Source organism: Campylobacter sp. RM19073, from assembly GCF_024723495.1.
In the GTDB taxonomy this organism is placed as follows: domain Bacteria; phylum Campylobacterota; class Campylobacteria; order Campylobacterales; family Campylobacteraceae; genus Campylobacter; species Campylobacter porcelli.
In genome coordinates this window covers 1-26,122 of the sequence record NZ_JANQCT010000017.1, presented here as the reverse complement: position 1 = coordinate 26,122, position 26,122 = coordinate 1, and the positions used below count along the sequence as shown (strand labels likewise).

The 26,122-nt window shown below is 34.5% G+C and carries 27 protein-coding genes and 5 tRNA genes; 21 read left to right on the top strand and 11 right to left on the bottom strand.

The features are described from left to right. The coding region (locus CSUIS19073_RS06525; RefSeq protein ID WP_337214392.1) for a hypothetical protein at window positions 1–367 on the bottom strand (367 nt) is incomplete at its 3' end. A gap of 218 nt (window positions 368–585) precedes the next feature. Here CSUIS19073_RS06525 and CSUIS19073_RS06520 point away from each other — a divergent pair. From CSUIS19073_RS06520 to CSUIS19073_RS06510, 3 genes are all read left to right on the top strand, one after another. Continuing rightward, window positions 586–789 (top strand): hypothetical protein, encoded by a 204-nt coding sequence (locus CSUIS19073_RS06520; RefSeq protein WP_086237110.1) that lies wholly within the window; start codon window positions 586–588, stop codon window positions 787–789. Between the two features lie 6 nt (window positions 790–795). Then, on the top strand, window positions 796–1,104 hold the full coding sequence (locus tag CSUIS19073_RS06515; protein ID WP_086237109.1) for a hypothetical protein: 309 nt from the start codon (window positions 796–798) through the stop codon (window positions 1,102–1,104). Between the two features lie 109 nt (window positions 1,105–1,213). Next, complete coding sequence (locus tag CSUIS19073_RS06510; protein WP_086237108.1) at window positions 1,214–1,402, top strand: YgaP family membrane protein; 189 nt, start codon at window positions 1,214–1,216, stop codon at window positions 1,400–1,402. 12 nt (window positions 1,403–1,414) lie between these two features. On the opposite strand, the gene CSUIS19073_RS06505 is transcribed toward CSUIS19073_RS06510, so the two are convergent. The 7 genes from CSUIS19073_RS06505 to folE all read right to left on the bottom strand — a co-directional run bounded on the left by CSUIS19073_RS06505 (window position 1,415) and on the right by folE (window position 6,437). Continuing rightward, window positions 1,415–2,068, bottom strand: a complete 654-nt coding sequence (locus CSUIS19073_RS06505; RefSeq protein WP_086237107.1) for an energy-coupling factor ABC transporter ATP-binding protein — start codon at window positions 2,066–2,068, stop codon at window positions 1,415–1,417. Further along, window positions 2,065–2,718: an energy-coupling factor transporter transmembrane component T gene (locus CSUIS19073_RS06500; RefSeq protein ID WP_086237106.1), complete on the bottom strand. Its 654-nt coding sequence runs from the start codon at window positions 2,716–2,718 to the stop codon at window positions 2,065–2,067. The genes CSUIS19073_RS06505 and CSUIS19073_RS06500 overlap by 4 nt, the downstream gene beginning before the upstream one ends. Beyond that, window positions 2,715–3,116: a hypothetical protein gene (locus CSUIS19073_RS06495; RefSeq protein WP_086237105.1), complete on the bottom strand. Its 402-nt coding sequence runs from the start codon at window positions 3,114–3,116 to the stop codon at window positions 2,715–2,717. Before CSUIS19073_RS06495 ends, CSUIS19073_RS06500 begins: the two co-directional genes overlap by 4 nt. After that, on the bottom strand, window positions 3,113–3,715 hold the full coding sequence (cbiM, locus tag CSUIS19073_RS06490) for a cobalt transporter CbiM (protein ID WP_086237104.1): 603 nt from the start codon (window positions 3,713–3,715) through the stop codon (window positions 3,113–3,115). The genes CSUIS19073_RS06495 and cbiM overlap by 4 nt, the downstream gene beginning before the upstream one ends. Next, window positions 3,715–4,464 (bottom strand): DUF4198 domain-containing protein, encoded by a 750-nt coding sequence (locus CSUIS19073_RS06485; protein ID WP_086237103.1) that lies wholly within the window; start codon window positions 4,462–4,464, stop codon window positions 3,715–3,717. Before CSUIS19073_RS06485 ends, cbiM begins: the two co-directional genes overlap by 1 nt. Before the next feature lie 87 nt (window positions 4,465–4,551). After that, window positions 4,552–5,871: a flagellar protein export ATPase FliI gene (gene fliI, locus CSUIS19073_RS06480; protein ID WP_086242318.1), complete on the bottom strand. Its 1,320-nt coding sequence runs from the start codon at window positions 5,869–5,871 to the stop codon at window positions 4,552–4,554. Next, entirely contained in the window at window positions 5,868–6,437 is a 570-nt protein-coding gene (gene folE / locus CSUIS19073_RS06475) for a GTP cyclohydrolase I FolE (RefSeq protein ID WP_390885760.1), read from the bottom strand. The genes fliI and folE overlap by 4 nt, the downstream gene beginning before the upstream one ends. Before the next feature lie 148 nt (window positions 6,438–6,585). On the opposite strand from folE, the gene tig reads away from it, so the two are divergent. The 16 genes from tig (at window position 6,586) to CSUIS19073_RS06395 (ending at window position 17,561) form a co-directional block, all read left to right on the top strand. Then, window positions 6,586–7,884 (top strand): trigger factor, encoded by a 1,299-nt coding sequence (gene tig / locus CSUIS19073_RS06470; protein WP_086242319.1) that lies wholly within the window; start codon window positions 6,586–6,588, stop codon window positions 7,882–7,884. After that, a complete protein-coding gene (clpP, locus tag CSUIS19073_RS06465) occupies window positions 7,881–8,465 on the top strand; it encodes an ATP-dependent Clp endopeptidase proteolytic subunit ClpP (RefSeq protein WP_180379375.1) in 585 nt (194 codons plus the stop codon). Before tig ends, clpP begins: the two co-directional genes overlap by 4 nt. A 16-nt stretch (window positions 8,466–8,481) precedes the next feature. Further along, window positions 8,482–9,543, top strand: a complete 1,062-nt coding sequence (locus tag CSUIS19073_RS06460; protein ID WP_086242321.1) for a GGDEF domain-containing protein — start codon at window positions 8,482–8,484, stop codon at window positions 9,541–9,543. 1 nt (window position 9,544) lies between these two features. Beyond that, window positions 9,545–10,063, top strand: a complete 519-nt coding sequence (gene def / locus CSUIS19073_RS06455) for a peptide deformylase (protein WP_086242322.1) — start codon at window positions 9,545–9,547, stop codon at window positions 10,061–10,063. Next, entirely contained in the window at window positions 10,060–11,574 is a 1,515-nt protein-coding gene (locus CSUIS19073_RS06450) for a YifB family Mg chelatase-like AAA ATPase (protein WP_086242323.1), read from the top strand. Before def ends, CSUIS19073_RS06450 begins: the two co-directional genes overlap by 4 nt. Further along, window positions 11,571–12,956 (top strand): NAD(P)H-hydrate dehydratase, encoded by a 1,386-nt coding sequence (locus CSUIS19073_RS06445; protein WP_086242324.1) that lies wholly within the window; start codon window positions 11,571–11,573, stop codon window positions 12,954–12,956. The genes CSUIS19073_RS06450 and CSUIS19073_RS06445 overlap by 4 nt, the downstream gene beginning before the upstream one ends. Then, complete coding sequence (gene purN, locus CSUIS19073_RS06440) at window positions 12,947–13,525, top strand: phosphoribosylglycinamide formyltransferase (RefSeq protein WP_086237094.1); 579 nt, start codon at window positions 12,947–12,949, stop codon at window positions 13,523–13,525. The genes CSUIS19073_RS06445 and purN overlap by 10 nt, the downstream gene beginning before the upstream one ends. After that, a complete protein-coding gene (locus tag CSUIS19073_RS06435) occupies window positions 13,525–14,241 on the top strand; it encodes a TerC family protein (protein WP_086237093.1) in 717 nt (238 codons plus the stop codon). The genes purN and CSUIS19073_RS06435 overlap by 1 nt, the downstream gene beginning before the upstream one ends. A 106-nt stretch (window positions 14,242–14,347) precedes the next feature. After that, window positions 14,348–14,425: transfer RNA gene (locus CSUIS19073_RS06430), tRNA-Pro, on the top strand. A gap of 4 nt (window positions 14,426–14,429) precedes the next feature. Continuing rightward, window positions 14,430–14,506, top strand: a tRNA-His gene (locus CSUIS19073_RS06425). Between the two features lie 18 nt (window positions 14,507–14,524). Continuing rightward, window positions 14,525–14,601 (top strand) — tRNA-Arg (locus CSUIS19073_RS06420). A gap of 28 nt (window positions 14,602–14,629) precedes the next feature. Next, a tRNA-Arg gene (locus CSUIS19073_RS06415) sits at window positions 14,630–14,706 on the top strand. An 8-nt stretch (window positions 14,707–14,714) separates the two neighbouring features. Next, window positions 14,715–14,799: transfer RNA gene (locus tag CSUIS19073_RS06410), tRNA-Leu, on the top strand. A gap of 459 nt (window positions 14,800–15,258) precedes the next feature. Continuing rightward, window positions 15,259–15,996: a carbonic anhydrase gene (locus CSUIS19073_RS06405; RefSeq protein ID WP_086237092.1), complete on the top strand. Its 738-nt coding sequence runs from the start codon at window positions 15,259–15,261 to the stop codon at window positions 15,994–15,996. Window positions 15,997–16,192: 196 nt separating this feature from the next. Next, on the top strand, window positions 16,193–16,705 hold the full coding sequence (locus CSUIS19073_RS06400) for a type I restriction endonuclease subunit R, EcoR124 family (RefSeq protein ID WP_086237091.1): 513 nt from the start codon (window positions 16,193–16,195) through the stop codon (window positions 16,703–16,705). A 244-nt stretch (window positions 16,706–16,949) separates the two neighbouring features. Continuing rightward, a complete protein-coding gene (locus CSUIS19073_RS06395) occupies window positions 16,950–17,561 on the top strand; it encodes a hypothetical protein (RefSeq protein WP_086237090.1) in 612 nt (203 codons plus the stop codon). Window positions 17,562–17,671: 110 nt separating this feature from the next. Here the strand turns inward: CSUIS19073_RS06395 and CSUIS19073_RS06390 are convergent, their stop codons facing one another. The 3 genes from CSUIS19073_RS06390 to CSUIS19073_RS06380 are packed head-to-tail and all read right to left on the bottom strand — an operon-like array spanning window position 17,672 to window position 24,252. Next, window positions 17,672–20,689 carry a type I restriction endonuclease subunit R gene (locus CSUIS19073_RS06390; protein ID WP_086242325.1) on the bottom strand — a complete coding sequence of 1,006 codons (3,018 nt, stop codon included), beginning with the start codon at window positions 20,687–20,689 and terminating at the stop codon, window positions 17,672–17,674. A 9-nt stretch (window positions 20,690–20,698) separates the two neighbouring features. Further along, a complete protein-coding gene (locus CSUIS19073_RS06385; RefSeq protein ID WP_086242326.1) occupies window positions 20,699–21,802 on the bottom strand; it encodes a restriction endonuclease subunit S in 1,104 nt (367 codons plus the stop codon). Further along, window positions 21,799–24,252, bottom strand: a complete 2,454-nt coding sequence (locus CSUIS19073_RS06380; protein WP_086242327.1) for a type I restriction-modification system subunit M — start codon at window positions 24,250–24,252, stop codon at window positions 21,799–21,801. Before CSUIS19073_RS06380 ends, CSUIS19073_RS06385 begins: the two co-directional genes overlap by 4 nt. 174 nt (window positions 24,253–24,426) lie before the next feature. Here CSUIS19073_RS06380 and CSUIS19073_RS06375 point away from each other — a divergent pair, with 174 nt between their 5' ends. Continuing rightward, window positions 24,427–24,972 (top strand): superoxide dismutase family protein, encoded by a 546-nt coding sequence (locus tag CSUIS19073_RS06375; RefSeq protein WP_086237084.1) that lies wholly within the window; start codon window positions 24,427–24,429, stop codon window positions 24,970–24,972. Between the two features lie 230 nt (window positions 24,973–25,202). Then, window positions 25,203–26,122 (top strand): IdeS/Mac family cysteine endopeptidase (locus CSUIS19073_RS06370; RefSeq protein WP_337214391.1); only part of this gene is annotated, 920 nt, incomplete at its 3' end.

The window sequence follows — 26,122 nt, the reverse complement described above, 5'->3', positions numbered from 1 at the left end:
GACCTTGTTTATTTAAAGCAACTACATCATAGCGTGGTATCCCGTTTCTATTATTTAGAGGAATACCTAATTGGACAGCAATAATCACATTTGAACCATAGCCAAAGTTAGAATTTACAGTAGAACCATTATCGTTTCTTACTTCATAATAATAATAAGTGCGTATGGTATCTCTAGCGACAAGACCAGTATTTATAAAATAATACCCACCCTTAACTTGCTTCGCTTCATCTAAACTAAGCACCTTTACACCAGGGCTATTATCACTAATTTTGCCATTAGTAAGACTAGCTAATAAATCAGCACCAAATGAAAAACTAGCTAAGCTAGCAACTAAAAATGATAAAAAAAGAAACTTTTTTATCATTTTCTCTCATTGGAATAAAAATGTGATATAATTTTCGCAAATTTTAAAAAAATAAAAAGAGTTCTTTTATATTTTTATAAAACATTGTTACAAATTTACACACATAAAATAAAAAATGCTATTTTAAGCTTAAAAAATTAAATTTATTTGTGATTTTGCCGATAGGTGAATTCAAGGGCATTTAAATATACCCTTAAACCACAAATGGAGAATCAAATATGAGAAAAATTGCTTTTTTCTTGAGTATTTTGACAGCAGTTGCTTTCGCAAATGAATTTTCTTTAAATGAGATAGAGAATAGAGCAAGTCTCTATCAAGGTTGCAAAGCTTATCCATCTTGGCATTATAAATCGTGCCAAACCCCAAAACAGCATATTTATCAGCAAGCAGCTTGTAAAGGCTTTAGAATTTGTAATTGGTAGGTGATAATGGCTCTTGTAGATGTTTGTGGAAAGCTTATTGATACGAAGGTAAAATTTTGGGGCAAACCTGCGTTAGATTTCGCTCAAATAGAGCTAGAAAAACAGATAGCTAGGCAAAAAGAGGAAGAGAAAAAGCTCTTAAGTATAGAATACACCAAAGAAGAGCTTAACATAAGTGCTACAAATAGTAACACAGATACCAGCTCTACTGATACCCAAACTACCCAATCCACCCAACCAGTTAGCCAAAGTAGCTTTGATGGAATTGAGATAAATTACTCCAAGACATATTTAAAGCTTGATATATATGTTTAAGCCCCTTTTTAAGGGGTTTTATATAAATTTATAATTTCACAAAATTCAAGGTAATCACAGATAAAATTCAAAAATTTAGCTATAATTATACAAATATTAAGGGGTAAATATGTCTAAATTTGAAAGAGTTTTAAGAGTTGTAATCGGTATTTTGGTGATAGTTGGAGTATGGTATTTCTATGCTAGTTGGTGGGCTTTGATAGGTTTGGTGCCTTTGATAACAGGATTAATAGGCTTTTGCCCAATATACAGGGTATTAGGCAAACAAAGCTGCCCATTTAAGAAAAATAATCCATAAATTTAAGATGGGCTAAGCTTCTATATTTAGCCCATCTTTAGTCAAAAAATAGACCTTATCAACTACCTTATTTATAAACTCCTTATCGTGTGAAACGATGATTTGAGCTATATCCAAACTCTCAAGGATATTTGCTACCTTTATTTGCATTTCATAATCAAGCGCAGTCGTTGGCTCATCAAGCAAAAGGATTTTAGGCTGAGCTATCAAAACTCCAGCTAAGGCTACAAGCTTCTTTTGACCGCCAGAGAGATAAAAAACTATCTCATTTTTAAGGTGTAAAATCCCAAGCTCACCAAGCATAAACTCAGCTCGTTTTCTAGCTTCATCATTGCTTGCCCCCTTTGCTAAAAGGCTAAAAGCCACATCTTCAATTACACTTGGAGCGATAAATTGATCATCACTATTTTGAAATAAAAATCCAAGTAAATTTCTATATTTTCTAAAATCATCTAAGCTTTTCATAGGTTCGTGAAATATCTCCACGCTACCTTCTAAAGGCATTTTAAGACCGCCTATTATCTCAAGGAGGGTTGATTTGCCACAGCCATTTTGACCTATTATGGCGATCTTTTCTTTATGAGAGAGATTTAAATTTAGATTTTCAAATAAAATTTTATCGCCAATTTTGGCTTTTATATTTTTCAAAGTTACAGAACAGCTCAAATCAAAACTCCTTGTTTGAAAATTAGCGAGATTAAGAGTAAAATTATAAGTAAAATATCATAAAATCCAAATTTTAAGCTATTTTCAAGCTTGTAAAATTTGCCATTAAATCCCCTTATTTGCATGGTTTTTTCTAGTATTTGTGATTTTTCAAACGTACCTAAAAATAGCATTGCGACCAAATTAGCATATGTTTGATAAGCAAAAATCGAGGTTGTATGGCTAAAATTTCTAGCCTTTAAAGTGCGTTTAAATTTATAAAAATCCATCTTAGCCATCTGTATAAATCTAATACAAAAATAAAATAGATAGCTGATCTTGCTCCCAAGACCAAGGCGTGATATACCAAAAGCCATATCGTAAAAATCCATTTTATGAAATAGCAAAAGCCCAAATAAAATAATCAAATTCGAACGGATAAATATAAGCAGTGCTAAATGATAATTATCCGATAAAATCACGCTTAAAGCGACTAAAATTATAAATAAATTTAGAAAAAATAGCCGTTTTAAAATCTCAAAAAAATATCTAAATTTAATTAAGCTTAGAAAAATAATTGGCAATAAATGTGTCAAATAAATCTCCCCGCTAAGTGCTAGAAAAAAGCTAAAAATAAAAAAACAAAGTAGTGATATAGATGGATTTATCATCTTCTTTTTATAAAATACAAAAACCCAAAAAATATGATAATACCAGCTATAGAGCCAACTATTTTTAAAATATATACTAGATTGCTATCTTCTTTGTTTTCTATGATCTCTTTATCTGTAGTAAATGTAATTTTCCTCTCATGAGCTAAAGATCCATCAACTAAAATCTCAAATTCATTTGCTAATAACTTAACTCTAGCGACTCCATTTTCATCTGTTGTGGTATTTTGTATTACTTTTTTATCTTTGATTATATCGACTTTGCAGCCCTTACAAGGTGAATTTCCATAAAAATAGCTTTTGATAACGACAAAATCACCATCAATATCAGCAAAAACCTTCAAAGAGTGAGCATTTAAAGTGGCGAAAAACAAGAGTATTAAAGCTATTGTTTTCAATTTAATAACCCCCTATTTACCTTATAAATAAAGCCTATAGCAAACAAGCTTATTATACCTTCTACCATCATCAAAACCAAATTTGACGCTAAGGCAACACTAGCTATAGCATAAAATTCCTTACCATTTAAAACCAAAACACCGCTTAAAATCAGTGCTGAGCCTAAAAGCGAGATAAATCCTACTAAAAACCAGCATATTGGTTGGTATATTTTTTGATATTTACACTCTTTTAGTGATAATTTTACAAAATACCTACCAAGTATCGCTGGCAAGGCTAACATAAGCAAATTTACCCCCAAAACGCTAATCCCACCATATCCAAAAAATAAAGCTTGAAGCAAAAGCCCAGCAAATATCGCAAGCAAGGCATTCACGCCTAAAAAAGCCCCAACCAAACCCCCTAATATCAAGTGTATCGAAGTAGGACCAAGTGGGACATGAATAAAAGAAGCTACAAAAAATATCGCACTCATACAAGCGATTTTAGGGATATCTTTGTAGTTTAATCTATACAAAAGATATACCACCAAAACCCCAGCTACAACGCTAGATGGGATTATGATTTCAGGCTTTAAAACGCCTTCGCTAATATGCATTATTCATAATCCTTAGTCTCTACCCAAATTACCGCCCCAATCTCTACTGGATACTCTTTGCCATCTTTTTTGATCTTTTCATCATCTTCATTTAAAGCAGAAAATCCCCACCATCCAGCAAGTGGCATAGCAAAGCTAAATTCCCCAAGCTCATTTGTCTTAACCTCTTGGGTTATATAGTCATCTCCTGGGGCTTTTAGCCCTTTTGTATTTAAATACTCAATCTCAACAATTGTATTTTTAGCCGGTTTTCCTTTATATAAAACCTTGCCTGAAAAGATATTTCCCTTATAAAGTCCATAAGGTCTAGTAAGTGGTATAATCTCTGTTTTTAACCCTATTGGCTCATCCCAACCATCATTATATCCGTAGGCATCTACTATAGTTTTGGTTATATGTCTTATAAATACACTCTCAGCTGGTTCAAAATATGGCTTTGGATCCATATAAAATTGATAAACGCCAGGCTCTTTAATGCTATATGAAGTTTCATAATAGCTCATTTTGCCATCTTTTTTCTCTATTAAATTCGAAAAAATCTCTTTTTTACCATTAGTAAAAACCCCAGCCTCAACTGGCTTATCTAAGTTCATCATCATACCTTCAAATGGATGAGTGAATTTATATGTGATTATCTCTTTGGCTTGTTCTTGGTCATCTATGGTTGAATTTGATGGGATAACCACCCCAAAGTGAGCCAACGCCGCACACGCAACTCCTGCAACTACAAATAGTGATTTTAAATTCATTTATTACCCTTTTTAAAAAAATATTAGTTGTAATTATGATATTTTTGCTCTTTTATACTGCTTAATTTTAAAATTTAAATTTATATATTAAGGATTTTGAGTGCCAACTATTTTAGATAGCATATCTATAGTTTTGTCAAATTCTACCCCTTCATCTGGATTTTGCTTTATAAAATCCTCCATAGTATTTTTCTTGCTAATAGCGTAGTCAAGCTCCTTATCTACGCCCTTCTGATAGGCTCCAATGCGGATTAAAACCTCATTTTCTTTAAGCATAGAAAATAGCCTTTTAAATTTATTAGCATTTTGCTTATGCTCTTTGGTGATGACATCGCTCATTACACGACTTGCTGAATTTAGAATATTTATGGGTGGATATATCCCAAAATCAGTTAATTCTCTACTTAAAACTATATGTCCATCTAGGATTGAGCGACTTTGATCAGCAATGGGATCGCTCATATCATCGCCTTCTACTAAAACCGTGAAAAATGCCGTGATAGAGCCTTTGCCATCTTCTTTTCCTGCTCTTTCCATTAGTTGCGGAAGGAGCGTAAGAGCGCTTGGCGGATAGCCCTTTGAGGTTGGTGGCTCACCTAGTGCTAGACCGATTTCACGCTGTGCCATAGCAAATCTAGTGACGCTATCCATCATAAATAGCACATCTTTGCCTTGATCTTTGAAGTATTCAGCCACGCTCATAGCACAAAATGCACCATATTTTCTCATCAAAGAGCTATCATCGCTTGTGGCTACTATTATTATAGTGTTGGTTAGATCTCCGCCTAAATTTTTTTGGATAAACTCAGGAACCTCTCTGCCACGCTCACCAATCAACGCTATTACCTTTATAGGGGCTGTGGTGTTTCTTACTATCATTCCCATTAAGGTGGATTTACCCACGCCAGATCCGGCAAATATCCCGACTTTTTGCCCCTTACCACAGGTCAAAAGCCCATCAATACTCTTAATCCCAACGCTAAATTTCTCATCAATTAGCCCACGCTTCATAGCAGGAATTGGGGCTCGCATTATAGGTATGAAATCAAAGCACTCTATAGCGCCTTTACCATCTTTTGGATTCATAAATGGATCTACTACTCTACCAAGCAAAGCCTCGCCTACAGGGATATTCATACCTTGATCACTTGCATAGACTCTATCTCCAACCTTAAACCCTTCTACGAAGCCAAACGGACTTATACTAGCGCCATTATGATTTAGACCAGTTACCATGCCTAATTCATTTTTATCGCTATCTATGCTAACAATCCTAACAATATCGCCAATGCTAGGGCGAAGACCTGAAATTTCGATATTATTAGCATTTATTCGTGTGATTACCCCAAAAATACTAGATAAATTTATCTTTTTGGCTAGGCGATTTTGTATATTTTTAAGGCTCAAAATTTTACCGATTTTGGGGAATTTATGAGATCAAAGAACTCTTTTCTAGTCTCGGGATTTTTGATAAATGAGCCACGAAGTGCTGAAGTGGTAGTAACTGAATTGATCTTTTCTACTCCTCTCATCTCCATACACATATGCCTAGCTTCTACTACTACGCCTACGCCTTTTGGGTTTATAGCTTCTTGTAGGGCTTGAGCGATCTGCTCTGTCATCTGCTCTTGAATTTGAAGTCTTCTAGCGTAGATATTTACCATTCTTGGGATCTTGCTTAGTCCTACGACCTTGCCATCAGGGATATAGGCTACATGAGCCCTACCAATTATAGGTAGCAAGTGATGCTCGCAAATGCTGTAAAATTCAATATCTTTGATTAATACCATCTCATTATTGCTACTTTCAAACATCGCATCGCCTAGAATTTCAATCGGACTTTGATTATAGCCTTGAGTTATGAATTCATAGGCTTTTGCCACCCTTTTTGGTGTATTGATAAGGCCATCTCTATTTGGATCTTCGCCTATGATTTCAAGCATTTTTTTAACGCAATTTTCAAATTCAGCCATCTTGCTTTTATCAAACATAATCTACCTTAAAAATTTTTGTATGATTTTACAATATTTTGACTTGAGTGCAAATAAATTTTATAATTTATACTTAAATAAAGCAAAATTTTGATATATTACACGCTAAATTTTTGTCAAAAGGAAAATAATGGAAGTTAATGCTAAACTTACAAATTCAGTAAATGCTACTGCGACAACGACTTTAAAAGCAGATGAAATAAAACAAAAAGTAGAAAAATTAGCACAAAAATCAGCTAAAAATGTAAAAATAGATGGATTTCGTCCTGGTAAGGTGCCAGTAGCTGAAATTATCAAAAGATATGGCAAAGATCTACAAAATGACGCTCGTGGCGAGCTTTATAGGAATTTTATCAGCGAATCTGTAAGATTAGTTAATAAATCAGACGCAGATATAATATCTGAACCAAGAGTGCTTAAATTTGATGAAAAAGATGGAAATATAGATGTTGAAGTTGAAATTTCATTTCGCCCAAGTGTAGATATAACTGGATATGAAGAGCTTATCCCAAGCTTTGAAGAGCCAAAGGTGCAAAAGAGCGAAATTGATGCGAAAATAGATGAAATTTTAAATATGTTAGCTCCGCTTAAAAAGGTAGAGAAAGATAGTTTAGAAAAGGGCGACTTTGCTAAATTCGATTTTGAGGGCTTTGTAGATGGGGAGGCCTTTGAAGGTGGCAAGGCAGAGGGTTATGTCCTTGAGATTGGTAGCGGTCAGTTTATCCCAGGATTTGAAGATGGTATGATCGGTTTAAAAGTTGGCGAAGAAAGAGATATCAATGTTACATTCCCAGCTGAGTATGGTGCGGCTCACCTTGCTGGTAAGGCGGCGGTATTTAAAGTAAAATTACATGAAATCCAAGGCAAAGAGACTCCAAAATTAGATGAAGAAACTCTAAAGAAAATTTTGCCAAATGAAGAAAATCCAACCGCTAAACTACTAGAAGATCGTATAAGCGATCAGATTAAAGCTGAAAAATTAGCTAAATTAGTATCAGATGAGCTAAAACCAAATTTTGCCAAAGCAGCTGTGGAAAAATTCAACTTTGATTTACCAAATAACATAGTAGAACAAGAGATCGATATGCAATTTAGAAATAACTGGATGAGTTTTAGCGATGAAGAGCGTAAGCAATTCCAAGAAGATCCAAAAGCACTAGAAGCACAAAGAGCAAAATACAGAGATGATGCTCTAAAAAGCGTTAAATTGACCTTTATTATCGATGAATTAGCCAAATTACGCAATATCACAGTAGCTGATAATGAAATTTTACAAACAATATATTTTGAAGCTTATAGATATGGCGCTGATCCAAAAGAGCATTTAGAAACTTACAAAAAACAAGGCATGATCCCAGCTGTTAAAATGACTCTAATAGAAGAAAAACTATTCTCAGATCTATTTAACAAAAAAGATGAGAGCAAATAATGATACCTTATGTAATAGAAAATGACGGCAAAGGCGAAAGAAGCTACGATATATACTCTCGTTTGCTTAAGGATCGTATCGTTATGCTAACTGATGAGATAGAAGATCGCATGGCTAGTGCGATCGTGGCTCAACTTCTATTTTTAGAAGCGCAAGATCCAGATAAAGATATATATCTATATATCAATAGCCCAGGCGGCGTGGTAACTAGCGGAATGAGTATATATGATACGATGAACTATATCAAGCCTGATGTCTGTACCATCTGTATCGGTCAAGCTGCTAGTATGGGGTCATTTTTGCTTAGTAGTGGCACAAAAGGCAAGAGATATATCTTGCCAAATGCTAGAGTTATGATCCATCAACCCTTAGGCGGAGCACAAGGTCAGGCTACGGATATGGAGATTAGGACTAAAGAGATCTTAAGAATAAAAGAGAATTTAAATGCTATCTTGGCTAAAAATACAGGCCAAAAACTAGCAAAAATAATAAAAGATACAGATAGGGATTTTTTTATGAGTGCTACTGAAGCAGTAGAGTATGGCATTGTTGATACAATTTTGACAAAAAGTTTTAAATAGAATTTAAGGTGTTGTGATGGTTAAACTAGATGAAGATAAGGCAGCTATAAAGGAGACTACCACTATATCTAATGGTGCACCGGCTAAGCCAGCTGCACCTCGTCCAAGTACCACAAGCGCTCAAGATGAGAATGTGGATTTAAATAAATTTTCATCAGCTGTCTTAAAGCAGCTACTTGCTGAGAATATCCAGCCAACACCTGATAATTTTGATATATATTTTAGAAAGCTATTAGAGAATAAACCGGCAAATTTTCAAAAGAAAGTTTTAGAGCTACTAGATTTTAGCAAAGAAGATAAGCTTGATCGCCAAGCTCTAATAGAAAAGGATATTAAAACTGGATTTGCTCAAATTCGCTCTATGATGCAATTAATATCGCTGATATACAAAAATTTAGGAATTATGAAAGGCATAGCTAAAAAGCGTTTAAGCGAGATGAACTCAAATGCAAATCCACTTGAAGTCCAAGGAAGCATAAAGGCCTTTGGGCTAGAACTTGAGAAGCTAAATATCTTAATGGATCGCCATATAAACGCTATTAGAGCTAGTTATGAAGAGGTGGATAAAATCTTTAAAAATGTAGAGGATAACTCTATTTATGACTCTAAATTTGAAGTTTATAACAAAAAATATCTATTAAAAATCCTATATGATGAATTTGATGATGTCAAACGCTATAAATATAATGTTAGCATAATGCTAATTCGCGTTAAAGATAAGGTTTTAAATGCGATCCCAAGCATAAAAGATAAAAATGGAATTTTAAGAAATATAGCCAAAATTTTATTAAAAACCTCAAGAAGAAGCGATATAGTCGCACACTATGGGGATGGATGTTTTGCTATGGTGATGAAACACACAGACTTAGAAAGTGCTAAAAAAGCTGCTCAAAGGGTGGCTGAATTATTATATCAAACCACATTTTTTATGGGAGAAGATGAGCTAGATATGGATATGGAGATCGCAGTTGGAGCTATCAATCCAGATAGTAGTATAGAAGAGATACTCTCAGCACTTCTTGATGCACTTCCTAAGAGTGCTAAGGGTGTTAAGCTCTTTGAGAGTGTAGAGGCGTGATATGGTTTTAGAAGTTTTAGAATATCCTGATAAAAGGCTTTTTGAGCGTAGTGTTGAGGTGGATAAATTTGATACTCAGCTTGGCGAATTTTTGGATAATATGTATGATACGATGATTGCTAAAAGCGGAATTGGTCTAGCTGCGATACAAGTAGGCCGGCCGATTAGAGCTTTGATTATTAATCTAGTAAATGATAAGGATATCCAAGATAAAGCCGATCTATTAGAGATAATCAATCCAAAATTTATCAAAAAAGATGGCGAACAGCTCTATCAAGAGGGCTGCTTGAGTGTGCCTGGATACTATGAGGAGGTCAAAAGGGCTGCTAGTGTGGTTGTGGAGTATCAAGATAGATTTGGCAACCATCACATTATCGAAGCTGATGGCTTGCTAGCCGTGGCACTTCAGCATGAAAACGACCATTTGGACGGGCATCTATTTATAGAGAAAATTGGCTTTAATAAGCGTAAAAAATTTGATAAAGAGTATAAGAAAAAGCCAAAACGCAAACCGCTATGAAATCCTTAAAATGTGCTTGTTTAGGCTCTAAATTACATATAATTGATATAGAATCCACTCTCCTTAGGGCTTTGCCTGGATTTGAGATCGTTGGTCTTGCTAGTGTGACTATCAAAGAGGCGGCCACACGGGTCAAATCCGCACTTTCTGCTCTTAAAGACTTTAGTCTTCCAGCTATGAAAATCATCATAAATTTAAGCCCAAGCGATGTTAAAAAAGATGGCTCATATTTTGATTTAGCAATTGCTCTTTTGGTTTTATTACAAAAGGAGCGATTTGATAGTGATTATTTTGTCTTTGGTGAGCTTGGGCTTGATGGAAGGCTTAGAAGCTCAGCGGAGCTATTTTCGATACTATTATTTCTTAGCACTCAAGTGGATTGTGCTAAGATTTTACTCCCAAAAGATATAGCTCTAAAGGCTGCGATGATACCAAATTTTGAAATTTACGCAGTTGAAAATCTAGCTCAAGCTAGGGATTTTTTCTTAAATGATGAGTTTAGACAGAGTTGCAAGGTGAAAGCCGCTCATCCGATTTTTGATAATGTGATAGAGATTTCGGGGCGCAAATTTGTCCCAAATTTAAATTATGAGCTTGATTTTATCGATATTAAAGGTCAAGAAAGAGCCAAACGAGCTAGTGTTATCGCAGCAGCTGGAATGCATAATATTTTATTTGAAGGAAGCCCAGGGTGTGGCAAGAGTATGAGCGCAAAGCGTTTGCCATACATTATGCCGCCTCAGAGTTTAGAAGAGATATTACTAGCTAGTGCGTATGAATCTTTAAATTCAAATAATAGCGATTTTAGCGCGGTTAGATCTTTTAGAAGTCCGCATCACACAAGCACTAGAAGCTCAATTTTTGGCGGCGGAAGCGGTATGGCAAGGATCGGAGAGGTAGCTTTAGCCAATGGTGGAGTGCTGTTTTTTGATGAGTTTCCACACTTTGGCAAACAAATTTTAGAAAGCCTTAGAGAGCCTTTGGAGGATTATAAAATCAATATTTCAAGGGTAAATTCTAAAGTTAGCTATGATACTAAATTTCTATTTGTAGCAGCTATGAATCCATGCCCTTGTGGTAATTTATTTAGTAAAAATAGCACTTGTATTTGTAGCGATAAAGAGATTGCCAAATACCAAAATACCATATCTGGGCCTATTTTAGATCGTATTGATATATATTGTGCGATGGGTGAGATTAGTGAATTTGATGAGGCTACTTTAAGCTCAAAGCAAATGAGCGATATGGTGCTAAATGCCTTTAAAAATCAGATTAACAGAGGTCAAAGCGAACTAAATGGCAAATTAAACGATGGTGATATAGCTAAATTTTGCATTTTAGAAAGCCAAGCAAAAGAGGTTTTAAACAAAGCAATTTCTAGCTATAATCTTAGCCAAAGAGGGATAAATAAAACCCTAAAAGTCGCTAGGACAATTGCTGATTTACGCAACTGTGATACCATATCAAAAGCTGATATAATGGAGAGTTTGAGCTATAGGATGAAAAGATGAAAAGGCTCTATATCAACTCAGATAAATTCGATAAAAATGCTGTGGATAATCTAGGAATTAGCGAGCTTGTATTACAAGAAAATGCCGCTAGGGCTGTGGCTGATGCGGTGCGTCAAAGGGTGAAATTTGGTAGTAAAATCTTAGCAATTTGTGGTAAAGGAAATAACGCAAGTGACGCTATAGCCGCTCTTAGAATACTTAGTGGTGAGTATGAGTGCTACGCCCTTTTACTAAAAGATGATCTAAATCATAACGCAAAAATCCAGCTAAATATAGCTAAAAATGTTGGCGTTGAGCTTTTGGATTTTGAGTGTGATTTTAGCAAATTTGATTGTGTGATAGATGGGATTTTTGGTAGTGGATTTAGGGGCGAGATGGAGCCTAAAATTGCTAATTTAATAGGGCAGATAAATGGCTTAAATGCCCTTAAAATAGCCGTCGATATGCCTAGTGGGGTTAGTAATTTTAGTGTGGCTAGTCAGGTTTTTAAAGCTGATTTTACCATCTGTATGGGAGTGCTAAAGCTTGGGCTTTACTCTGATATGGCTAAAGATTTTGCTGGAGAGATAATCCAAGCGAATTTGGGATTAAATGAGAGTAAATTTAGCTATGGTAATAGCGATTATCTCGTGCTTTTAGATGATTTAGAACTACCAAATAGAAATTTAGAAAATGTAAGCAAAGGTGATTTTGGTCATGCATTTATAGCTTGTGGGGATATGAGCGGTGCTGCGAAAATATCAGCAAATTCGGCTTTAAAGATGGGAGCTGGTAGGGTGAGCGTGGTAAATTTAACTCAAAATAGCTTAAATTTAGACCCACAAATTATGCTTAAAAATAGCTTTGATGGAGCTGATGCTATAGCCTTTGGCATGGGGCTTGGTGGGGCTAGTTTTGATTTTAGTAAGCTTATTAATAGGCTATGTGTAGTTGATGCAGATGCGTTTTATCAGCCGTGGATTAGGGATTTTGCTATGAGCAAGTTAGCCATTTTGACCCCACACCCAAAGGAGTTTAGCTCATTGCTTAGGCTGTGTGAGATAGGCGAGTTTAGCGTAGATGAAATTCAAAATAATCGCTTTAAATTAGCTAGGGAGTTTAGCTCTAAATTTCCATCTATTTTGGTGCTAAAAGGCGCTAATGTGATAATAGCTAAAGATGGGGTGCTTTATGTCGCTCCACAAGGTAGCGCTAAACTTGCAGTTGGCGGTAGCGGCGATGCGTTATCTGGGATTATTTTAGCTTATTTAGCTAATAAATTTAGCCCACTAAAAGCAGCTATAAATGGGGTTTTAGCCCACCAAAAATCAGCTCAAATTTATAAAGGGAATGATTATAGTTTTACCCCAAATGATATTATAGAAGGATTAGCATGGTTGTAAAAAATATCGCAGTTTTATTTAGTGGAAGTGGCTCAAATCTCCAAGCCATTTTAGAAAAAATTCACAATAAGATTTTTAATGGAGTTAAGATTAAAGTAGCGCTATTAATCTGCAATAACCCAAATGCCAAAGGGATTAAAAGGGCTAAAAAATTTGGTCTTGAGACCATTGTGATTAATCATAGAGATTATGATAGTAGAGAGGAATTTGACCAAGCATTAGTAGATGAGATCAAAAAACACGATATTGATTTGAGCGTTTTGGCTGGATTTATGCGAATTTTAACTCCTGTATTTACAGATAATATCAAAGCTATTAATCTCCATCCAAGCATATTGCCACTATTTAAGGGTGCTAATGCGATTAATGAGAGTTATAATAGCGATATGAAAATAGGCGGCGTGAGTGTGCATTGGGTAAGTTCTCAGCTAGATTCTGGAGAGATAATAGCTCAAAAGAGCTTTGCTAGAAAGCATAAAAGCCTAAAAGAGTGGGAGGAGAAAATTCATAAAATCGAGCATAAGCTTTTACCAAAGACAATTATTGAAATTTTAGCTAAAGGAAAATAATGCTTGAGTGGATCTATATGCCTGAAGCTTGGATTAGCCTGATGACGCTAACTGCACTTGAGATAGTTTTAGGGATTGATAATATCATTTTTATAGCTATTTTATGTGGCAAGCTTCCGGCTTATCAAAGAGATAAAGCAAGGATAGCAGGGCTTGGACTTGCTATGATAACTAGAATTTTATTGCTTTTGAGTCTTTTTTGGATTATGAAGCTGACAACCCCACTTTTTGCTCTAATGGGGCAAGAGATCTCTGGGAGGGATATTGTCTTGATCGCTGGTGGGCTATTTTTGATAGCAAAATCCACGCTTGAGCTACACTCTCACACGATAGGGGAGGAGCAAGAGATGGCTAGTAGCAAGGCTGGAGCTGGATTTATGATGGTTATTACGCAGATTGCTATACTTGATATTGTATTTTCACTTGATAGTGTAATTACTGCTGTTGGCATGGCAGATCATATAGAGATTATGATTTTAGCGGTGATTTTAGCGGTCGGAGTAATGCTACTAGCTAGTGGGGCTATTAGTAGATTTGTTGAATCAAATCCAACAATCAAAGTCTTAGCGCTTGCTTTTTTAATTTTAATTGGCATAGCATTAGTAGCAGAGGGATTGGAATTTCATATACCAAAAGGGTATATATATTTTGCTATGGCTTTTTCTTTGGTTGTAGAGATGATTAATCTATATAGCAGAAAAAAGCAAAATGGTTAAATTATAAATTTTTAAATTTTATTAAATTTAAGCCAACTTTAATTGACAAATAGTTGTTTTTTTTATATAATTTCAGCTCTTTATTTGAAGTAGCGAGACTATACTTCGGGGTGTAGCGCAGTCTGGTTAGCGCACTTGGTTTGGGACCAAGGGGCCGAAGGTTCGAATCCTTTCACCCCGACCATGTGGTGAGTGTAGCTCAGTCGGTTAGAGCATCAGATTGTGGTCCTGAGGGTCGTGGGTTCGATTCCCATCACTCACCCCATTTATGTGTGGCAAGATCGCGCTTGTAGCTCAATTGGATAGAGCGACAGACTTCGGATCTGTAGGTTGTGGGTTCGAGTCCTACCTGGCGCACCACTTTGAATATAAGAGCTGAGTTTCTTATGCGCTCATAGCTCAGCTGGATAGAGCAACGGCCTTCTAAGCCGTAGGCCAGAGGTTCGAATCCTCTTGGGCGTACCATTTATTCTGCGGACGTGGTGAAATTGGCAGACACGCCAGACTTAGGATCTGGTGCCTTACGGTGTGGAGGTTCAAGTCCTCTCGTCCGCACCATTCCCCTTTTTCTTAAGCTTTCACAAATTATTAAAACTCATTAAAACGCACTTTAGCATTAATTTTAGCTTCCATTTGATATTATTTTCACCCTTATCTATATAAATTTAGCTAACTAAAAGCTATCACGCTCCTACCACAAGGCTAAAAGCTAATAATTAGATATAAATTCTCAAATTTCTAATTCTTTCCAAAAATCATTTTAAATTTAGTTTAAAATCCACTCAAAGCTTTCAATAGCGATAAAATCAAAATACGCAAAATAGCAAATTTATGCTAGATTAAGCCAAATCAAATAAGCCAAATTCAAATCAATTAAATTTGCCACGCATAAAAATGGGAATATTAAGAATAATTTATGATTAATACAAGTATAATTACTGACATTTTCATGAAATAACCTTAATTATATAATTAACTTAAATTATATTAATTTGGTTTTTTGCCTAAGGAGAAATTATGAGATTTTTCGCTATTTTGTTTTTTGGTTTTTTGGTTAGTGCTAGCGCTTCTAACACTCATAACTATACGCCACATTGGGGTTATAGCGGTGATGGATCGCCAGAGCATTGGGGAGAGTTAGCGGATGAATTTCACGCTTGTAAATATGGGAAAAATCAATCGCCGATTGATATTACTCAAACTACCAAATCTACGCTACAAAAACCTATATTTGACTATAAAAATAACCCAAAAGAGCTTATCAATAACGGACACACTTTACAAGTGAATTTCAATCCAGGTAGCACCATAACATTTCAAAATAAAAAATTTGAGCTTTTACAGATACACTTTCACACTCCATCAGAATATACTTTTAATAAAAAACACTATCCTATGGTGGCTCATTTAGTTCATAAGGCTAGCGATGGAGAGCTTTTAGTATTAGCCATTATGTTTGATAAAGGAGATGAAAATCCTGTGATTAAACAGATTTGGTCGCCCATCAAGGCTGGAGAGTCTAAAAAACTAGCGAATTTAGCTATAAGCGACCTGGTTAAAAATCTTCAAAGCTATATCAAGCTTGATGGCTCACTCACTACGCCGCCATGTTCTGAAGGGGTGATCTGGCTAATAAACAAAGATAACGCCTTTGCTTCAGATGAGCAGATTAAATTTTTTACCGATATAATAGGTCAAAACAACCGCCCAACCCAAGCTATAAATGGTCGCAAAATCATAGAAATATCTAAATAATAAATTCGCAAACCACTTCTAAGTTACTTTTAAGCCACTTTTAAGATGTGTTAGCATCTTAAGTGGCAAGATTAGTAAATATTTTGATTAAATTTGTATTTATTCATAGTAAAATTATATTAAAATATTGTAATTTAATTAATGAAAATATATAATAAAAAAACGCTATCAAAAATCAAATTTAAAGGCAATCAAAATGGCAAGCAACCACAAAAGAGAAGAGATACATAAAGCGATATGGTCTATCGCGGATGATTTAAGGGGTTCAGTCGATGGATGGGATTTTAAGCAGTATGTATTAGGCATTATGTTTTATAGATATATATCAGAAAATATAACAAACTATATAAATGAAGGAGAGAGAAAAGCAGGAGATACTACTTTTGATTATGCTAAATTAAAAGATAGCGATGCCAAGCTTGAAAGGGATAATCTCGTAAAAGAAAAGGGGTTTTTTATTCTCCCATCAGAGTTATTTTGTAATGTGGTAAAAAAAGCAAAAGATGATGAAAATTTAAATGAAATTGAGACAAAAAAGTTTTTAGATAACTCTTTTAGAGGTGGACAGGTCAAAACAATAGGAACAGACATAGAAAAAATACTACCACCTATGGGTAGATTTAACGGCGATAATAGAAATGAAAGAAAACAAGCAATAATTGAAAAAGTGCTAAAATTCTTTGATAAATATTTTGGATTAGGTATATAGAAAAACTCTTAAAGAGATATTGAGCTAAAGATGAGAAAATCGTTAAAGATTTGATTTTAAGCTATTGAGATTAAAATTAAAGTTGTTTTTATGCTAAAGTATATACGCAAAAATTAGCAAAGGGATACCTAATAAATCTTATCAAGTGATTTTATAATAAATTTATATAAGGCGTATAACTAGCTAATTTTTATAAATTTTGATTTTAAAAATATAGAATTTCAAAAAATTTAAAAGCAATAAAATGGATAGAGAAAAATATATAGAGCTATACTCTAAGGCTCGTATAGATAGCTATAATAGTATTTATGAGCATGAAGCTAACTTTGAAATGATAGACAAAATAGCCTCTAAACTAGCTAGAATTGAGATTATTATTAGAAATAAAATTAATAGAAAAATGTGCGAATTAAACAAAAATTGGATGTTTAATTTGCCAAATCATATTAAGCTAGATAACGAAAGTAAGATACAAGACCGCGATATTTTAGTCTCTAGGCAGACTTTTGGGTTTTGGATAAGAGTGGTAGAGCACTATAAAATTCATAGCTGTGCGTTTGATAAAGAGTTTTTAGATAGTTTTTCTTTTAAAAAATATTATGATAAAAATAAAGAGAGATTAAATAAAACCCCGCTAAACAACTACCAAAAGGCTTATGGGATATTGCTACTTATAAAAAGCATTAGAAATAGGGCTTTTCATTTTGAGAATTTGCTAAAAATAAGAGTATCTGGGGCTCCTAGATTGTCCGTTAGGGTAGATTTTAGCAAAGAAAAATTTTTCTATTTTAGTATTAAGCCAGATATGATTACTCAATATTTAGATGATATATTACAAAGTTTTATAAAAATTTAAGCAAATGGGGGAAAAGCATCCCCCCCGAAATCAAGCGACATTATACTAAAAGTTTTTTACAAAAGTCAATAAATTTGCTATAAACCACGCCTAACTTGCTTTTATTTTCTTTAGTAGTTTAAAATCAAATTTTTTACTATATTTTTGGATTTTGGTTTTATATCTCTTAGAGATTTTATATCTTCGCCACATTCTTTTAAAAACGCCCCAGCTTTATCTAAATCCATCTTATCCATTATATTTTCAAAGTCATTATGTTGATTTAGATTATTTTCATCTCTGCGTTCGTTTATTAGCCTTTTTACGGCATTTTCATCAATCCCAAGCCCATCGCATATCTTTTTTATATGATTATCTCTATCTTGATTTTTATAGCTATAAAGTAGCTCATTAAAGCTTAACTCGCTATCTTTTAACTTAGCGTTTTCTAGATCGGCTAAGATCATTCTAGCAAATTCTTGATCCCCCTCGCTTAGAATTCCAAATGAGCTATGAATATCATTTTTTATATTCTCTATAGCTACAATATCGCCCTCGCCTAAGGCTTTTAAAAGCTTTTTAAAATGCGTGTTTATGTAGTCAATGTCTATTTTTATTATCGCACCTTCGCTTAAATGCGGGTCGATTTCAAAAATTTCTTTATCCCCACTTCTACTGCTTTGCATTTTTACTATATCATTATATCTAGCTATTAATTTAGCGTAAATTTCATTATTTAGCCTTACTTCTACATTTTGGCACTCATATACTCCATTTTTTACATCATCTAGTCTAAATCCTTGCAGTTCGGCTGAGTTTTTATATCTCTCTAGCATTTTCATAGCTTTTGCAAATTTAGCTATACTCTCATCATCGCTAGGCAAAGATGAAAAATCGCTTATCCCAGCATTACTAAACACAGAGCAAATCTCATCAAAGGCTTTATTTAAATTTTGTAAATTATCTTTTATCTTATCTACAAAAAGCCCTTTGATATTGCTATCCCCATAGAGTTTAAACGCTTTGTCTATATTTTCTTTCATTGTATTTGTTTTGTAGTAGTAAAACACATTGCCAAAGAGCTTATACGCATCAAAAACCCTATTTGTCCGCGAAAAGCTTTGAATGATTTTTTCATACTCCATAAGCCTATCGATGAAAATAGTATTTACCCACTTTGAGTCATATCCTGTAAGCATCATATCTACTACTATTAAAATATCTAGCTTTTGATTTTCGGCTATATTTTTATATGCATCTTTATGTGCTAGTCTTGCGCTTATATCGGCTTTATAGCTTTTATAATTTTGCATAGTAAAGCTTTTATTAAATGTAGTGTTATAATCTTGTAGCATTTCTAAAATTCCAGCTTCTTTATCAAATGCCTTTAAGCTAGAGTTATCGATACTAGGGTCAAACAGCCCAGCTACCTTTAGCTCAGGGGTGATTTCTTTAAAAAGCTTGTAGTATATAATCGCATCTTCTATACTCCTAGTAGTAAATATAGCATGATAGTGCCTAGCTCTACTTACGCTAGTAAATCTATCTTTTATATCCCTTACTACTAGCCTTTTATGCTTTTGATTATCAAAGATACTATCAGCTATCTTTTCTAGCTCACTCATAGGCTTTGCCATATACTCATCATATATTTTTTGCTTTTTAGGCTCACTCATAGCCTCATCTATGCTTTTAGCATTTGCCTTTTTTAGGGCGATTTTTTCTTTTATATCGCTATCTTTATAGGTTTTTATAGCTGTGATATCAAAGCCCAAAACATTGCCATCTCTTATTCCATCGCTGATATTATACCTATGTATCTCATCGCCAAAAATATCGCTAGTTGTGATATTATCTTTTGCGTTTTCGTTGTGGATTGGTGTGCCTGTAAAACCAAATAAAATAGCTTTTTTAAAATTATCCCTTATCCTTTTGATATTCTCCCCAAAAGTCGAGCGGTGCGCTTCATCTATGATGATTACCATTCGTTTTTTAGCGATTTTATCAAATTCCCTTTTCTTTCTAGCTATGATTTCATCATCTATTTTTCCCATTTTTTGGATTGAGGTGATGATTAGAGTATTTTCATCATCTGCTAATTTTTTGATAAGGTCATCGCAACTTTTAGTATCTATTATATCGTCATCATCAAGGCAAAAGCTCTTATAATTCAAGCTTGATTGAATTCCAAGCTCTATTCTATCTACCAAAAATACCACCTTATCAGCTAATTTATGCTCACTTATGAGTTGAGCTGATTTAAAGCTAGTCATAGTTTTCCCTGAGCCTGTGGTATGCCACACATAGCCACCACGGATATTACCCCATTGTGCTTTGCTTACGATATTTCGTATCGCACTACTTGCGTAGTATTGATAGCTACGCATCACCTTTAGCACTCCATCACTTCTATCTGCTATGGTGTAAAATCCCACTAGCTCGTGAGCTTTTGGTATGTTTAGAAACTCCCCAGCGAACTTATCCCAGCGATTTACCTGTATATTATCAAAATTAGCCCAGTTAAAAAAGAACTTATCATTAAATTTGCCATCTTTACCAGGATTAGCAAAGTATAGAGCCTCATCAGGATTCATAGCTACAAAAATTTGAATAAGGCTAAAAATCCCAGTAAAATACCCTCTCTTGCTATATTTTTCTATCTGATTACAAGCCTCTCTTACTGGCACGCCACTTCTTTTTAGCTCTATGTGGATTAGTGGCATTCCATTTATGAGTAGGCACATATCGCCCCTACCAGCTAGTCCTAGATTGCTAGTTTTATCAAATTTAGGCTCTATAGCTATTTGATACACGCTTTTGCCTTGACCTATGCTATTTCTATCGTAGTTAAATAGCACCAATGGCAAACCATCATCGCCCATTATGCTTATCTCTTTGCCATTTATAAATTTATTTATATCATTTGGGGTTTTTAGATCTCTTAGTTGATTTAGGATTTTATCCATTTCATTATCGCTGATTTTGCGACCATTTAGCTTATTTTGATTTATATGCTCTAGCACATTTTTCCAGTTTGCTATAAGATCATTTTGGCTTGAATACTTTAGCACTCCATCTAGCCAACCCTTTTTGGTGGTTAGTAGCTCAGTTAAGGCGTTTTGAAAATCTTTTTCTTTGGTAAAACTCATTTCATATTCCTACACAAACATTTTATTTAATAGATATTTTTTTATATTTTCAAGCTTTGAAATTCTATTTTGACTAAGCTCTAAAATCTCATCAATTTTTTTAAAAAACTCCCCAATTGCTTCTTGCTCTTTTAGGTCGGTTGGGATTTGGATTTTAAATTCTAATAAGCTTGATTTTTGTATATTTGGCAAACCGCTACCAACCCTAAGCGACATAATGTTTTTTTCTCTATATTTTAATAAAGCATATAAAAATCTAGTATTAATTACTAAATTTTGTAAAGTATAATTATGACCGCCAGACCAAAATTTTTCTTTATTAAAATTTACAAAACCGCAAGAATTACCACCTTCACTAATTGAAATAATATTTTCATTTGTATTAAATGAATTTGTATAACCAGAAGGCGTAATTCCGCCATTTAAAACATAATATTTCCCGCTTGGTAATAAATCAATTTTATTTATTTGCTGACCTTTTATTATTTCGCCAAGCTCTCCCAAATTTACAGAAGTCCAGGCAGAAGTAAAAGAGCCTAGTCGGAGGCGAGGGGTATTTTCACCAAAAGCTACAAAAAGCTTATCAAGCATAGTTTTTTTGAAATTCTCAAATTTTTTAAATCTTAATTTTTCTAAATCTAAAATTTCATCAATTTTTCTAAAAAACTCCCCAATTGCCTCTTGCTCTTTTAGGTCGGTTGGGATTTGGATTTTAATATTAGATAATGTAGGTTTTGTTAATTGTGGGACACCAGTAGATTCAACAGCTATTTTCTTCCTATTTATAGAACAAGCAATAAAGCTAACATTACTATCTGTTTTTAATGATAACAATCTTACAACAGGTGTAAAATTTTTAAATCTTGCTTGTGCATATCCTACTTCGCCACGACCAGTAATAGTTACAGCTGGTGCTGAAATTCTAAAATAATCATTATAATATCCGACAATTCCATCGTTTGTTAAAGCATTAGCATAAACTGGATAAATGCCTTTACTTAAAATTTTATTTTTATCAATATCTCCACCAGCCACAATTTCGCCAAGCTCTCCCAAAGTTGTGGAATTCCACTCGCTGTTAAATTTCTTAAAGCGGATTTTTGGGCTTTTCATAATGAGCCTTTTAAAAGTGCCATAAGCTCATTTAAGGCTTCTTGGTCGTTTTCATTATCGCACTTTAAATTCTCTATATCAGCTACAAGCTCATCGCTTAGGGCTTTTATCTTGCTATCAAGGTCTTTTAGAGTGTCTTTATAACGCTCATTTAGATTTAAAATTTTAGAGATGAACTCACCCATTTTATCATCGCATAGGGCTAAAATACCTTTTATTATAGGCTCTATCCATTTGATTTCTAGGCATTTTTTAGTATCGGTGTGATTTAGATTCTCTAGGGTTTTTAAGGCTTTTTTATCTAGCTCAATTTGGGTTTGTTTGATCTTTTTATCAAGGGCTTTTTGATTTTCTTTATTTTCAAATAACTTATAAAAAACGCTAGTTTTATCACTTGCTAGGCTTTTTAAGGCTTTGCTATCTAGCTTTTGATCTTCCATTATCTGCTCTTTATCCTCAAGCTCTAGCCCCTCTATCATCTCATCAAAATCGCTTGAGAGTTTGCTAAGCTTGCTATTTAAATTTGAAATTTCATTTAGCTCATCTTGTAAATAAAGATTACTAATAATCTCAAGCGGTATAATCTGGGTGATTTTCTCGCTACTTTCTATCTGGCTTAAAAGCTCTATATCAGCACAAATCCCTTGAAAACCGCTATCAAGCACCCCAAAAGCATCGTAATAATCAATAAGCCTAATATCATTAAAAGCCTCTTTTAGCTTTATACTTGCTAGGTCTAAAAGGACGCTTGGATTTGTAGGCTGATTTTCTATCAAATTCTCTTTTAAAAAGCCTTCAAAGCTAGTAAAATGCTTAGCGTAATGCTCTTTAAATTTAGCTATATCCCTATGCTCCCTTAGCTCATCAGAGCTTAATTTAAGTGTGCTATAGTTTTTATTAATTAATCTAAAAGCTTCACTTCTAAGCTCACTAAATTCGCTCCAAAACTCACTTAAAGCCTCAAGCTGGTAGTTTGGAATTCCGCCATTTATACTAGCGTATAGATCATCGCTTATTTCATCATTAATAGGGCTAATGTAGCGTGGGATATTTAGGTTATATTCATTTGCTTTTATCTCATCAAGTGGGGCTAAATATGAGTAGCCTGGCAAAGATTTACGCTCTTTTATGGTGTCTGTGATTTTTTTGATATCTCTTGGTCTTAGGCGGTTATTTTTACCAACTTTTTCAAAGCCATCTTTTGCGTCGATAAATAAGATATCATTTTTAGTATCTACGCTTCTGCGTTTTAAAACCATTATAATAGTAGGAATTCCAGTGCCGTAAAATATATTTGGCGGAAGACCTATAATGGTATCAATGTGGTTGTTTAAGATAAGATTTTTGCGAATTTCAGCTTCGCTGCCACCACGAAATAGCACGCCGTGGGGTAAGATAATGGTTACTATGCCATCATTTGCCGTGTGCGAAAGGTCGTGAAGTAAAAAGGCGTAATCAGCCTTAGTCTTTGGTGCTACGCCGTAGCTAAAGCGTGGGTCGGCTGCGGTTTTGCCATCTATGATTTCCCATTTTTGAGAATAAGGCGGATTGCTTACTACCGCATCCATTCTAAATGGTTCGCCGTTTCTATCTATCATCTCAGGCCAATCATCTTTTAAGGTATCTGCATTTTTGACAAAAATATTATCTGCTAAAACATCTCGCATTATTAAATTCATTCTAGTAAGGTTAAAGGTATTTACTCTAAGCTCTTGGGCGTAGTAGCTTATCCTATTTTTATCTTTGTTATGAGCCATAAAGGCTTTGCCTATATTTATAAGTAGTGAGCCAGAGCCTGATGTGGGGTCGTAAATCTTTATAGTATCGCGGTTTTTTAGGTGCTCGGCTACGATTTGCGACATTAGAAGGGATACTTCGTGTGGTGTGTAGAATTCACCAGCTTTTTTACCAGCATTTGCCGCAAACATAGAGATAAGATACTCATAAACAAAGCCTAGCGTATCATAGCCATCTTTGCTTGAGATTGGGATTTGCTTAATGAGTGAGATGATCTTTTGTATAGCGGTGGATTGGTCTGTGGCTGTCTTGCCAAGAGAGATAATGCCTGAACGCAAAGTATCAAAAATACCGCCAAAAACCTCTTTTTTATTCTCAGCTATATTTTTATCTTCAAATAAATTTAGGGCGTCTATTACATTTGAGATTTTAAGATCCTTACCAAGCTCCACCCAAGTGCTAAAAAGATTTTCATAGCTTATAACATAGCCTAGAGTGTTTTTAATATCTTGTCCGTATTCATCATCATCTTTTAAGGCTTTTATCTCATCATCGCTCCACTGCTGTTTTTTGAGATATTCTAGCTCTTTTTGAGAAAGAAAGTTATAAAATATAAAGCCTAGCATATAGTCTTTATACTCACTAGCTTCCATTTTTGAGCGTAGATTATTCGCACCTTCCCAGATGATTTTTGCTAATTGCTGTTTTGTCATGGCTAGCCTTTGGAGTTTTTAGTTGAGTATTATACACTGATTTTACAATAATTTAAAATCATAAGTAGTAGATAATAATTTTATTAAGTAATATTGAAATTTTTTATTAAAAATTTTTACTTTATTAATAATTTTTTGTTACAATGCGAAATTATTTCATTACAAAGGATAAATATGAAAAAATTTGGTTTTGTAGCATCTGCTTTAATGCTAGCTAGCTCTAGTTTGTTAGCTGCTAATATGACGGTTTTTGACCCTAAAAGCGTTGATCATGTAGAGATCAAAGTTGATTTACTAGGACAAGATAAAAACACTCCAGTAGGTAGTGTAATCGCAGTTAAAACAAACTACGGCGTAGCATTTTTTCCAAATCTTAAAGGCTTAGAGCCAGGACTACATGGTTTCCATGTTCATACAAATCCAGATTGCGGTGCGACAGATAAAGGCCTAGGTATGAAAGCAGGCGGTCACTGGGATCCAGCAAATACTGGCAATCACTCTTTCCCTTGGGATGATAACGGACATAAAGGCGATCTACCAGCTCTATATGTAGCAGCTGATGGCACGGCGACAAATCCCGTTTTATCTCCTAGAATTAAAGAGCTAAGCGAGTTAAAAAATCACTCTCTTATGATTCATATCGGCGGAGATAATCACAGCGATCATCCAAAAGCACTTGGCGGCGGCGGTGCTAGAATGGCGTGTGGCGTTATTAAGTAATTTTAGCTCTTTTTAGGGCTTTTGACTATAAGCCTTTTGGTTATTAAAGGCTTATAGTGGCTATTTTCAAATACCAAATTCGCATTTAAATTATTATAAATTCATCTTTTTATAAATATTCTCATCTAAAAATTTAATAAATATAAAATATATCTTAAATTCAGATATCTTTTTGTTTTATTAATGTATAATCATCGCCATTAATTTATTAGCGTATGGGGGGGGGTATTATGCGTTTAAAATTATCTAAATTCGCTATTTTAGCTTGTGTTTCTACCTTATCTACGCCTTTATTAGCAGATGAGTTTTGGGCGAGTGGGGTTAATATAAATAGCGGTTGGAGTGCCTATTTACAACATCCAAATCAGTGTTGGGGTGCTGTAGCTGGAAATACTCTTGGCTGGTGGCAAAAGAATTTGACAACCAATGTGGATTTAAAAGATGGTGCACCACAAGGAAATAAGGCTATCACAGATTGGTTTTATGAGAAATATCCACATATTCAAGGCGGATTACAACCATATCGTGGGATGATCTACTACCTGCAAGAGTTTTCGCCAAATTTTAAAATTTATGAAACTCACAATCAACCAACATATCTTGAAAGAGAGTATGGGCCAACTAAGATTAGTGGAGCACCATTTTGGACTGAGAGATATAACTATCAAAGTGAAGGCATTACAAAATCTTTGATTGAAAATTTCAAAACCGGAAAAGTCGTTGCAGCCTTGACTGATGATACTCACACGGTTACACTTTGGGGGATTGAAGTTGATGAAAATGGCAAGATTAAAAAGGGCTATGTGAGTGACTCTGTAACAGATAGAGCCGGACAGCTTACGCTAAGAGAAGTTATAGGCAATTACGCTCCGGATAATAAAGGCAATGAAACCTTCCGCTTTCTTTATAGCTACTATGTATCTAGCACAAATACATATGTTACAGACCTTTATGAGATTTATAGCATTACATATTTAAGCATTGATGAAGCTAGAAATAATGGCACATATAAAGATACTTCTAATAGAAAAGATTGTCTATTAAGCGTTTTACCAGGTAGTGAGTGGGCTTGTGGAGTCTCAACTAGTGAGGGCAACCAAGGAAACACTGGCAACCAAGGATCTAGCGGAGAAGGCTCCAACACTGGTAA